Origin of the sequence: Herpetosiphon sp. NSE202, assembly GCF_042688385.1 — a bacterium.
Classification (GTDB): Bacteria; Chloroflexota; Chloroflexia; order Chloroflexales; family Herpetosiphonaceae; genus Herpetosiphon.
Genome location: NZ_JBHUPY010000018.1, coordinates 99,701 through 111,809, shown reverse-complemented (window position 1 = coordinate 111,809; position 12,109 = coordinate 99,701). Strand labels below are relative to the sequence as shown.

General features: G+C 51.6%; 9 protein-coding genes. 7 read left to right on the top strand and 2 right to left on the bottom strand.

The annotated features are described in order from the left end of the window. Positions 1-102 precede the first annotated feature (102 nt). The 3 genes from ACFMKP_RS20820 (at position 103) to ACFMKP_RS20810 (ending at position 3,250) form a co-directional block, all read left to right on the top strand. Complete coding sequence (locus ACFMKP_RS20820; RefSeq protein WP_110517719.1) at positions 103-615, top strand: HD domain-containing protein; 513 nt, start codon at positions 103-105, stop codon at positions 613-615. Positions 616-737: 122 nt separating this feature from the next. Continuing rightward, positions 738-1,145: a hypothetical protein gene (locus ACFMKP_RS20815; protein WP_382294721.1), complete on the top strand. Its 408-nt coding sequence runs from the start codon at positions 738-740 to the stop codon at positions 1,143-1,145. Positions 1,146-1,345: 200 nt separating this feature from the next. Beyond that, positions 1,346-3,250 carry a bifunctional metallophosphatase/5'-nucleotidase gene (locus ACFMKP_RS20810; protein ID WP_382294719.1) on the top strand — a complete coding sequence of 635 codons (1,905 nt, stop codon included), beginning with the start codon at positions 1,346-1,348 and terminating at the stop codon, positions 3,248-3,250. Positions 3,251-3,847: 597 nt separating this feature from the next. Here ACFMKP_RS20810 and ACFMKP_RS20805 read toward each other — a convergent pair. Then, a complete protein-coding gene (locus ACFMKP_RS20805; protein WP_382294717.1) occupies positions 3,848-4,879 on the bottom strand; it encodes a response regulator in 1,032 nt (343 codons plus the stop codon). Positions 4,880-5,250: 371 nt separating this feature from the next. On the opposite strand from ACFMKP_RS20805, the gene ACFMKP_RS20800 reads away from it, so the two are divergent. The 4 genes from ACFMKP_RS20800 to ACFMKP_RS20785 all read left to right on the top strand — a co-directional run bounded on the left by ACFMKP_RS20800 (position 5,251) and on the right by ACFMKP_RS20785 (position 9,077). After that, entirely contained in the window at positions 5,251-6,378 is a 1,128-nt protein-coding gene (locus ACFMKP_RS20800; protein ID WP_382294715.1) for a sugar ABC transporter substrate-binding protein, read from the top strand. Positions 6,379-6,463: 85 nt separating this feature from the next. After that, positions 6,464-7,255 (top strand): ATP-binding cassette domain-containing protein, encoded by a 792-nt coding sequence (locus ACFMKP_RS20795; protein WP_204754045.1) that lies wholly within the window; start codon positions 6,464-6,466, stop codon positions 7,253-7,255. Next, on the top strand, positions 7,252-8,484 hold the full coding sequence (locus ACFMKP_RS20790; protein WP_382294712.1) for a sugar ABC transporter permease: 1,233 nt from the start codon (positions 7,252-7,254) through the stop codon (positions 8,482-8,484). The genes ACFMKP_RS20795 and ACFMKP_RS20790 overlap by 4 nt, the downstream gene beginning before the upstream one ends. 260 nt (positions 8,485-8,744) lie before the next feature. Beyond that, complete coding sequence (locus tag ACFMKP_RS20785) at positions 8,745-9,077, top strand: MGMT family protein (protein WP_382294710.1); 333 nt, start codon at positions 8,745-8,747, stop codon at positions 9,075-9,077. 267 nt (positions 9,078-9,344) lie between these two features. Here ACFMKP_RS20785 and ACFMKP_RS20780 read toward each other — a convergent pair whose 3' ends face one another. Then, positions 9,345-12,065, bottom strand: coding sequence for an alpha-amylase family glycosyl hydrolase (locus ACFMKP_RS20780; protein ID WP_382294708.1), 2,721 nt, complete (start codon positions 12,063-12,065; stop codon positions 9,345-9,347). Positions 12,066-12,109: the final 44 nt, after the last annotated feature.

Genomic DNA, 12,109 nt, shown 5'->3' with positions numbered 1-12,109 from the left:
TTAAAAAAATAGGTTGACAATAAAAAGTTACGCATGGTACAGTTTGTGATATGGAGATCACGATTGACGCAATTCAATTGAATCGGCCAGGAGGAAAGAACGATGGATGATTTGATTGAGGATCTACTTGCGCATCCCAAAGTGCTGGAAACCCAAACCCATCTGCACCATGGGATTGCAAAATACGAACATTTAATGCGGGTTACCCGCTATTCATATCGTATTGCCCGTTTGCTCAAAGCCGATGTGCGGGTTTGTACGCGCGCGGCTTTGCTCCACGATATTGATTCGCGCTATGGCACGCTGGAAAATCATGGCGCTGTGGCGGCACGCTGGGCCGAAGAACAAGGCGAAGATTCGGCTGTCTGCCAAGCAATCGTTGGCCATATGTACCCGATTGGCCCTGCACCCATGACCCGCGAAGGCTGGATTTTGTCGTTGGCTGATAAGGCTGCTTCATTGGCCGATTTGACCGCCTACGTGCGGGGCTTGGTCAATGGTCGTTCGCAAAAAATGAAACGCGATCTGCAAGCCAGCGATCCATTTTATCGCCCACGGCGCAAACCAAAACGCCGCGAACAACTGCGCAAAATGCTCGATATTGATATTAGCTAAATTTAAATATTGAACGATAGATCGAATTGTGTAACAGTTTTGTTGCACAATTTTTGTATTTAAAATACTACGTTTAGTCTATGATTCCTCATGATATTTCTAGTTTATAAGGAATTATAGCTATGTATACTATTCCAAAAGCCGATAAAATGCCTAAAAGAAAATCATTTATTGGTTTTATAGTGAAAAATACGATTCTTATTTCATTAATGACATCAATTCCAATTGGGATATTGATGGTTTACGTCAATAACTATTTTCTATCAATATTGGTGTTTGTTTATTGTATGTATTTGTATGTTCCAATAGGTTTAGTTTTGGTAACTGCACATAGCTTGTTAACAACATTTTGCATTAAACTTCTTGGCGATAAGAATCGAAAACAATTAACTATCATTTGTACAATTATTGGAATGCTCTTAATCATGGGTGTCTCTCTTTATGGGCCACTTAAACAGCCAGCTTTGGGCGCAGAACTGGTTGTGTTCAGCAGGTATTTTGGCGGATTAATCATGCCAGCGTTGCTCTAAGTTGGCTCTGTTATCTGGGCTATTTGGCATGATCCAGACCCTTGGGATTTGTTGGGCGTTGGATCGCCCGCTGCTTAATCCAATGAGCATAATGTGCTTAAATAGAACTTAATATTTTTGACCGAATCTACGGAGCGGCGTATTATAGCACTATATGCTTGGATCACAATACGAGCATATCAGTGTTTTAGGAGGATTGAATGATGCGTTTGCTACGTGCGTTCGCGTTGTTGCTATTGGTGGCTGTTTTGGCTCCGCTCGGCTTACAGAGCGGTGTCGTCAAGGCCCAAAATGAGCAACGCACGGTCACAATTTTGGAAACCAGCGATATTCACGGCAATTTGATGGCCTGGGATTACTACACCGGCAAGCCTGCCGAATGGGGTATGACCAAGGTCGCAACCCTGATCAAACAAGAACGGGCACTCGATCCCAATCTGTTGTTGGTCGATAATGGCGATACGATTCAAGGCACGCCCTTGACCTACTACTACAACGCAATCGACCAAAATGCCGCCCATCCAATGGCTGCGGTGTTTAATGCGCTTAAATATGATGTTGCTTCGTTGGGCAACCACGAATTCAACTATGGCTTGGATGTGCTGAATCGTTATATCAGCCAAGCGCAATACCCCGTAATGAGTGCCAACGTGCGCAAACGCGATGGCAGCGAAGCCTTCAAGCCCTACATCATCAAAGATGTTAATGGGGTGAAAGTTGGCTTTTTGGCTTTGACCACGCCAACCGTGCCAACTTGGGAAAAGCCAGCCAACATTGCTGGCTTGCAATTCGCCGATCCGGTGGAAATTGCCAAGCAATATGTGCCGCAAATTCGCGCCGAAGGGGCCAACATCGTGGTCTTGTTGCAACACACTGGTTGGGAAAAACAGCCTGCTGACGCTACCAAGCCCGAAGCATGGCTGACCGACCCCAGCACATGGCGCGATACTGGCTCGTTGCCAGGTGAAAACGTCTCGATCAAATTGGCTCAAGAAGTACCTGGCGTTGATGTGATTTTGACTGGCCACTCGCACTTGAGCGTACCTAAAGCGGTGATCAACAACGTGTTGCTGATCGAGCCATCATACTGGGGCCGCTCGTTGGGCAAGGTTTCGATTACGGTTGAGAAGAATGGCGATAGCTGGAATGTGATCAACAAAGATTCAACCAACATTTCAGTTACTAATGTTGCTGAAGATCAAGAGATCAAAGCAATTGCCCAGCCTTACCACGACCAAACCTTGGGCTACATCAGCCAGCCAGTTGGCACAGCCAGCGCCGAATTTTCTGGCGGCCCCAAGGCTCGTTATCGCGATAGCGCCTTGGCCGACTTGATCAACAATGTGCAAAAGCAAGCTGCAGCTGACGCAGGCTACCCTGTCGATCTCTCGCTGGCAGCGATTTTCACCGATGGCGGCATGATTCCAGCTGGCCAAATTACCCTGCGCGATGCCTACAGCATTTACATTTACGACAACACGCTGTATGTGATGGAAATTAATGGCGATATTTTGCGCCGCGCGCTAGAACGTAACGCCGAATATTTCCGCCAACTTGATCCCAATGCCTTGCCAAGCGATCCCAAGGCTGTGGTCAACGATAATGCCCGCGATTACAACTGGGATTTGTATACCGACATCGAATATAGCTACGATTTGACCAAGCCAGCAGGCCAGCGCGTGACCAAGCTCCAATTAAATGGGGTTGACATTGCGCCTGAACAAACCCTGCGGATTGCAATCAACAACTATCGAGCTGGTGGCGGCGGTGGCTTTGCCATGTTCCGCGAGGGCAAGATTTTGTATCAATCGACCAGCGAAATTCGCGATTTGATTGCAGAATCGGTTAAAAACGCTGGCACAATTGACCCAGCGGTGGTGAATAAAGTTAACTTTACGTTGGTGCCCGATTTGTATGCGCACTATTTTGGCAACGCGACTCAACCAAGCGCTACGCCAGTGCCAGCAGCGCCAACCGCCACGCCAGCGCCAAATGTGCCAATTACCTTGCCTGATACCAGCAGCACTCAACCAAGCTATGGCTGGGTTTGGGCCTCGGTTGCCATGCTCTTGCTCGCGTTGGGCTTGATTGTGCGCCGTAAGTAAGGTCAAAAGGCAGAAGTCAAAAGTCAAAAAAGGGAGAGAGAGAGAGAAGGATGAGGGATGAAGGATGAAATTTAACCGCGAAGAACGCGAAGAGCACGAAGTTGTTGTTGATGCGATGCTTGCATAACCAAGTTTAACGCAGAGGCGCAGAGCGACCGAAGGATGAATTATGAGGGATGAAAGCAAAGCTAATAGCCTATATCCTAGATGTAATGGTTCATCAGGTTAACCACGGCCTGATCCCCTCACCCCAGCCCCCTCTCCCACGTGGCGGGCGAGGGGCTTTCATCCCGTGGTTCTTTCGCATGGCGTTGGTAAAAACGGCTGCTCCCCCTCGCCCGCGTCCAATGGGATCGGGGGCTGGGGGGTGAGGGAACACGGTTGCCAATCCAATAAACCATTACACCTATAGCCAACAGCCTATCGTCCTTCGTGCGCTTCGTGCTCTTCGTGGATCAAAACTCTGACTTCTTGCCTCCCTAAACCCCCGCAAGCCCATAGCCGATAGCCAACAGCTTATCGTCCTTCGTGCTCTTCGTGCTCTTCGTGGATCGCCAACCCCTATGCTCTATGTTCTCTGTTCTATGCTCTTCGCGCCTACACATCCTCTAGCAACAGGCGTAGCGAGGCCGCATCGAGGTCTTTTTTATCGAGCAAGGCTACTGCACCAACCGCCAAACCACGTCGATGAAACTCGCGATCAGGATAGGCGCTGACCAGCAAAACCCGCGTATTCGGTGATTGCTGCTTGATTTGAGCGGCACAGCCGATGCCATCTTCATCTCCCAAAACCACATCGACCAAGGCTAAATCTGGCGTGCGTTGACTGACTGCTGCCAAGGCTTCTGCTTGATGCGCGGCCTCGACCACAGCACAATTGGGCTGCATTTTGCTAATCATGCGGCTAACATGTTGGCGATAGCGCAAATTATCATCAACAATCAATACATTTAGGGCTTGACTGGGAACAAGATTTTGGCTGCTGGTTGGCATCATTGGCAATTGCGGATGTTGAGCTGCATAATGCACAGCTTCAAGTCGACTTTGCACCCCAATTTGGCGATACAAGCGGGTTAGGTGATTTTCAACGGTTTTGACGCTTAGGCCAATCCGGCGGGCGATTGCGTGATTATCGTCGCCCTGCTGCAAACACCAGAGCAATTCGCGTTGGCGCGGCGTGAGGCCAGTATCAACCAAGGGCACGCCGCGCATCAGCTTGGAAAGCAAGGGCGTGCAAACCCAGCGCTCGCCAGCAAGCACCCGTTGCAAGGCCAAACGAATATCGGCCAACGGTTGATCCTTGAGTTGGTAGCCATCAACGCCCGCTTGCAACAAACCCTGCACATACACATCGTCGTCGTAGGCGCTGACGACGAGAATTTTGAGTTGGGGATAGTACATGCGAATTTGGCGAATCGTTTGCAACGGCTCGAATTGCGGCATGCTCACATCGATCACTAAGGCATCTGGTTGTAGATCAAGCGCTGCTAAAACCCCTGGGCCATCGCCAACCTCGGCCACAATCTGCACATTGGGCAAATCGCTTAGGGCCGTAGAAATGCCCGCTCGCACCACAGCATGGTCATCAGCGACCACAATTCGGATCTGACGCTCGCCATTGAGTTGCATGAAATTCCTCGCTTTAGGGGAAATCCCCCCATTGAACTAGGGGAAAGACCCTAGGAAGATTGGGGGATTGGGGGTTTGGTTGACCAACGGCTTTGGCGTACACTTGGGTTACATCAGTCAGCACGGAATATCGTGCCATAAGCGGCGTATTTACGCAACTTAGGCAACCCACCATCAACCAACTATCCAGCATGGCAAAACTACACCTACAGAAAAAAAGCAGTGGTTCGCTCAACGTAGCTTTTGGTGCTGGTATAGGGCATTGGTGCGCTCCTGCAAGGCGCAGGTTCGGTCGATTTAGTTGGCTTTTTGTTCGGACAACTCGGTATCAATGATGATTGTAGGTCTTAACAGACGAAGGAGTCCACTCTATGAACGTGCGGCGTAGCGCATTCACCTCCCTCTTGCTTGTGCTTCTCTCAGGCGTGATTGCAGCCTGTGGCAGCGAAAGCGCAACCACTGCTCCAACCACGGGCACTGGTGGCACGACCAGCGGTGGCGGCAAAAAAGTTGTTGCCTTGTTCTTGCCCGATGCAAAGACAGCTCGCTATGAAACTGCCGACCGCCCCTACTTCGAAGCCAAAATGAAAGAGCTTTGCCCCGATTGCGAAGTACTTTACAACAACGCCAATCAAGATGCTAACTTGCAATTGCAACAAGCTGAAGCTGCTTTGACCAACGGAGCCCAAGTTTTGGTGCTCGACCCAGTTGATTCAGCTGCTGCTGCCTCGATTGCCGACAAAGCTAAAGCCCAAAATGTGCCAGTCATCGCCTACGACCGCTTGATCCTCAACTCAGATGGCGTGAGCTACTACATTTCATTCGACAACGAATCAGTTGGTAAATTACAAGCCGAAAGTTTGATCGCTGAATTGACCAAACAAGGCATTGCCAACCCAACCATCGTGATGATCAACGGCTCGCCAACCGACAACAATGCAAAATTGTTCAAAGCTGGTGCGCACAGCGTGTTTGATCCATTAGTCAGCGCTGGCAAATTGACGATTGCCAACGAATATGACACCCCAGACTGGAGCCCAGACAAAGCCCAAGACCAAATGCAACAAGCCTTGACCAGCCTTGGCAACAAAGTTGACGGCGTGTATGCAGCCAACGACGGCACTGGTGGCGGCGCAATTGCAGCCATGAAGGCCGGTGGTCTGTCGCCATTGCCTCCAGTAACGGGCCAAGATGCAGAATTGGCAGCCATTCAACGGATTTTGGCTGGCGACCAATACATGACCGTTTACAAAGCGATTAAGCCCCAAGCTGAAGCAGCAGCCGAATTGGCCTTCGCCTTGATCAACGGCAAAACCTCCGACAAGGCAACTGGTAAAGTCAACAACGGCAAAATTGATGTTCCTTCAATCTTGCTGACCCCAATTTCAGTGACCAAAGCCAACGTCAAAGACACGATTGTCAAAGACCAATTCCACAAAGTTGATCAGATCTGTGCTGGCGATTTCGCCAAAGCCTGTACTGATGCTGGAATTCAATAGTTAGCCTCCTCGCCGCTGGGTTGGCATGGCTCACAACGCCAGCCCAGCGGCCACTCCACTGACCCACAGCAAAAGGAATAGAGTCATGACAGCAACAGAAGCAGCGATGCCTGTCTTGCAATTGCGCCAAGTTAGCAAACGCTTTGGTGCGGTTCAAGCCCTCTCCAACGTCGATTTCGAAGTTTATTCGAATGAAGTGGTGGCGCTGGTTGGTGATAACGGCGCAGGTAAATCGACGCTGATTAAAACCATCGCCGGAGCCTACAAACCAGACGAAGGCGATTATATTTTTGAAGGCAAGGTCGTTTCAGTCAATAGCCCACGTCAAGCAACCGACCTCGGGGTTGAAACGGTCTACCAAGATTTGGCCTTGTGCGATAATCTCGATGTGGTTTCCAACCTCTACCTTGGCCGCGAAAACGTGCGCCGCAGCGGCCTCAAATCCATGGATTTGTTGAATGAAACCGAGATGGAGCGGCGGGCAACTGAAGTGCTGCGTGATCTGAGCGTCAAAATTCCTAGTGTGCGGGTTCAAATTGCCAATCTTTCTGGCGGTCAACGCCAATCGGTGGCGGTGGCGCGCTCGGTGATGTGGAACTCCAAAGTTGTGTTGCTTGATGAGCCAACTGCTGCGCTGGGCGTTGAGCAAACCCGCCAAGTCAAAGATTTGATTTTGCGTTTGCGCGAACGTGGCTTGGGCGTGGTCGTGATTAGCCATAATGTTGCTGATGTGTTTGAAGTATCCGATCGCATTATTGTGATGCGGCTGGGGCGGCGGGTTGCAACCTTCCACACAGCGCGCAGCACCAACGAACAAGTGATTGGCGCGATTACCGGGGCAATGCTGCCCGCCAATGCCTATGGAGAAGCTGAATGAAGACCCAACCAACTAATCTCGCTGCTGCGCCAAACAACTGGCGCGAAGCATTAACAGAACGCTTTCGCCAAGGCAATTTAGGCTCGCTGCCAGTCATTATTGGCCTGATTATTATTGCGATTGTGTTTCAAAGCATCAACAAAAATTTTCTTACGCCACTGAACCTGACCAACTTGATGGTCCAAATTGCTGCAATGGGCACCATTTCAACTGGGGTTGTGCTGATTTTGCTGCTTGGCGAGGTCGATTTATCGGCGGGCCAAGTGAGCGGCTTGGCAGCAGCAGTGATGGCGGTGTTGGTTTCGCGGCATAATCTGCCTGCTGGCGTGGCGATTGTTGGGGCAATTGTGGTTGGAGCCTTGGTTGGCCTCTTGCAAGGCTGGTGGATCGCTTCCTTCCGCGTGCCCTCGTTCGTGGTGACCTTGGCAGGCTTGCTTGCTTGGCAAGGGGCGCGCCTGCGGGTGCTTGGCGACACTGGCAGCATCAACATCACCAATAAATTTATTATTGATATTGCCAACTTTCGGCTGCCAATTTGGCTGGGCTGGGTGTTTGGCGTGGTTGGCGTGGTTGTGTATGCCCTGATTGTGTTCAACGAATATCGCAGCCGCCGCGCTGCCGAATTGCCAGTTGGCTCGCTGAACGGCGTGCTGTGGCGGGTTGGCGTGGTTGGGGCCAGCGTTTTGGCTGGGGTTGCGATGATGAACGTCAACCGCAATGCCAACGCTGCTGGAATTCCAATTCAAGGTGTGCCAACCGCCGTCATCATCTTTATGACCTTTTTGATTATCTTCGATTTTATTACCCAGCGCACGCGGTTTGGCCGCTATGTGTATGCAGTTGGGGGCAATACTGAGGCTGCTCGCCGCGCAGGGATCAATGTTAATCGCATCCGAATTACGATTTTTATGCTGGCTTCGGCCTTAGCTGCCTGTGGCGGGATTTTGGCGGCTTCACGTTTGAACGCAGCCAATCAATCATCAGGCGATGGCGATGTGCTGTTGAACGCAATTGCGGCAGCGGTCATCGGCGGCACGAGCTTGTTTGGCGGGCGGGGCCGCATTTGGTCGGCCTTGTTGGGTGCATTGGTGATTGGGGCAATTGCCAATGGCATGGATTTGCTGGCGCTCAAATCATCGATCAAATTTATTGTGACTGGCGCGGTGTTGTTGCTGGCAGTTACAATCGATGCGGCCTCACGGGCACGCCGCGAAAATAGTGGACGTTAGATCCAAAATCATTTATTAGAATTAAAGTCATTTCGCCACCCTTCCGTCCCTCCGCCGGAGGGAAACGCCGGGGGTTTTCAGCCCCCGGCACCTCCAAATATTTGTTTTATGGATTATTGTTGTGTGTCTAATACCCCATCCTTCGTGTTCTTCGTGGTTTCTGTCTCTCCGCTTCCTGACCCCTAGCCCTGACAACTAGTCCCTTAAGTTCCTGGTTCCGTGCTAAAGTGCTGATAGATGATTTAGCAGCGAGCGAGTGTATGAGCAACGAATTTTTGAGCGCAATTTATGAGACCCTCAAGCAAGTACCCACAGGCCGAATTGTGAATTATGGGCGTTTGGCCTTGGCGGCGGGCTACCCTGGCTATGCGCGGGCCGTTGGCAAAGCGCTCCACTCGTTGGATGAGCAATATCCTGACGTAGCATGGTGGCGCGTGGTGAATCGCGAGGGCCGAATTTCGACCAATTGTCCGGTGCATACGGCGATTGAGCAACGCCAGCGTTTAGAAGCTGAAGGCATCAAGTTTGATGATCGGGGCTATATCAGCTGGAAGCGTTATGGTTGGCTGGAAACCAGCGAACTTGAATTTTGAACTATCCCTCACCCCAACCCCTCGCCCGCGTTTTCGTAGGCTGGCTTTCAAGGGTCGGTTGTTAAGATCCCCTCACCCCAACCCCTCTCCCGTCCAACGGGCGAGGGGCTTCAACGCGCTGGTTCTCCCGCAATTCCTTGGCGAAAAATGGTCGGCTCCCCCTCGCCCGCGTTCAGTGGGAGAGGGGGCTGGGGGGTGAGGGAACGCTCCACCGCCGACCAATCGCTCAAAACCGACCCTTGAAAGGCTGGGGGGTGAGGGAATAACTTACTTCACCAATATCACGCCCGATTGAGCTGAAACGGGCACAGTTAGTTGGCCATTGCTAACGGTGTAGCTGCCGCCATTCAAGCGATCAGTCAATACCGTGCCATTGGCTAAGTGGCTCACGTCGATGGTGGCGGTTTGGTTGGCCGTGCCGTTATTGAGCACAACGACTGCTTCTTGCGTGCCTTTCCAACGCCGATAGCCATACAGTTTGCTTGCGTCATTAACCAGCAGGGTTGCAACATCGCCGCTGCTCAACACTGGATAGGTTCGGCGTAGGCCGATTAGTTTTTTGAAATGGGTATACATCGCTGTATCGGGGCTGCCGCCTTTATCGGCCCATGGATAGGTGCGGCGATTGTCGGGATCGCCGCCGCCAGTTACCCCAACTTCATCGCCATAATAGACCGATGGCGCGCCTGGCAAGGTCATTTGCAACAACACCATCAATTTCATGCGCGCTTTATCGTCGTTGAGCAAGCGCAAGGCGCGGGTCGAATCGTGCGAGCTGACCAAGTTCATCATGCCAAACCATGGCGTGGCAGGCATTTGAGCGCGGAAAGCATTGTAGCTACTGTCGAATGAGCTTGGCGCATTGCCATTGGCAAAGCTCACCGCCCAATCGCGGAAACAATAATTCATCACTGAATCAAGCTCGTTTTGGTTGAGATAGGCACGATACAAGCCCCAATCACAGCCGCCAGTCACCTCGCCAAGCAATAAACTTTCGCTATCGCCATAGCCATTTTTGACGTAGGGCCGCATATCGCTCCACCAAGCGTGGGTGATGTCTTGGGCGACATCGAAGCGCCAGCCAGCGATGCCGCGTTCGAGCCAGAAGCGGGTAACTGATTTGCCATTCGGGCTTTGGGCGCTGCCATCGCGATAGAAGAATTGCTTAACTGGGTCGTTTTCGATAAATTCGGGAATGGTTTCATACCCATACCAACCCTTCCAGCCCCAGCTGCCAGCACATGGATACGCGCCGCTCGTGCCTGCTGAGCCTTGGGTAAACCAGCTGCGGTAGGGCGATGCAGTCGATTCGCATGCACCGTTGATGCCTGTCCAGCGGTCGGTTTTATAGCCTGGGTATCCTTGCAAATAAATGCTATCCATACCTGCGTGGTTGAACACACCATCGAGAATCACTTTGAGGCCTTTGGCATCGGCGGCGGCAATCAGCTCGTCGAATTTTGCCAAATTGCCAAAGCGTGGGTTGATGCCATAATAATCGTTGGTATCGTAGCCATGGTTCGATGAAGCATCGAAAATCGGGTTGAGATACAACACATTTACGCCTAGATCGTTGAAGTAGCCAGCATTGATTTTATCGACGATACCTTGTAAGTCGCCGCCATAGAAATCGATGCCATAGCCGGGCGTGGTTGGGGTTTCGTTCCAATTGCTGTGAATCGAGGCCACACAATTAGGTGCGCCTGCGCCACTATAACCATTGCAGGTGTTGGGGCCATAGACGCGCACATTGTTGAAATTATTGGTGCTATCGCCATCACGAAAGCGATCAGGGAAAATTTGGTAGATAACCGCATCTTGCAGCCATGTTGGCACGGCGTAATCTTGGGGCGGGGCTGGCACAGTGCCCAACTTCCACGAACGATCAAGTTCCGTTGCGCTCCACACGCCCGGGCCAGTGTTGCTGGTGTTGGCAACCACATAATAGCCAAGCGTCGCGCCATCGTTGAGTTTGAATTGATACCACTGATCGGTTGAGGTGCTGGGTGCTGGCACGCTGGCCTGCCACATGGCGTAGGTTCCATCATTGCTGACCACGCTCAAGGGATAGTTGAATGATGGTTGGCTGTAGGGCGCGCCAGTTAACCACACCGACAAACTCACGGCGCTGACATCGTTGCTACAAGTGCGCAAACGAATGCTGGCCGCTTGGCCTGCTTGCAGCGAGCCAAGCGGATCGCGGTAGACGCTGTTGGTGCTATCGTGATAAACTGCGCTGCTGATGATGGTGTTATTGCCGACTGCTGCGCCGCTACAAGCCCCGGTTGGTGTTGCTGAAACCGTGGGGATTGGCGTGTTAGTTGCGGTTGGCGTGCGTGATGGCGTTGCAACCGTGGTTGGCGTTTTGGTCGCGGTCGCGCTTGGAGTTGGCGTGCGAGTTGCAGTTGGGGCAATGGTTGGCGTGGCAGTTGGATTCGTGCCACTTTGCACGATAAAACTATAATCGTCGGGATCGTAGTTTGTGCCGCGTACATGCTGGCCGCGTGGATTAACATAGGTGCCATTTTGGGCTTTGAGCAACGCCAAAACGCTGCCATCATAGACCCGAACCCGATAATAAACCGTCGTACCAGCGGCTTGGGCTGGAATTGTGCCGCGCCACAGATCGTAATTCGTATTGGCTGTATTTCGGAAGCTAGCGCTGAGGGTTTTGACTTTGGTCATCGCCACCAGCTGCTCACTGCCGTTCCAATAGCGAATTTGGGCACTGGTCAAATCGCCAGCCAGCGCCAAAATTGAAATTTGAACATTGGTGGTTGAAACAATCGTGCCATTGCTCGCCCCTTGTTGAAAGCTAAAACTCTCACCTGGCACAAGTTCGGTGCGTGGGTTGGCGTTGGGAGCAGCATGATACAGCTCATCCCAATGCACATTATTATCACCAGCAGCGACCGACTTGGGCGTTGGCAGCAATGCCAAAACCAACAGCACCAACGCGAGCAATCCGCCAAATCGTTTGTTGCGCATGAATAACTCCGTTTACATCGTTGTTAGAGTATTTGTCGTGAAAC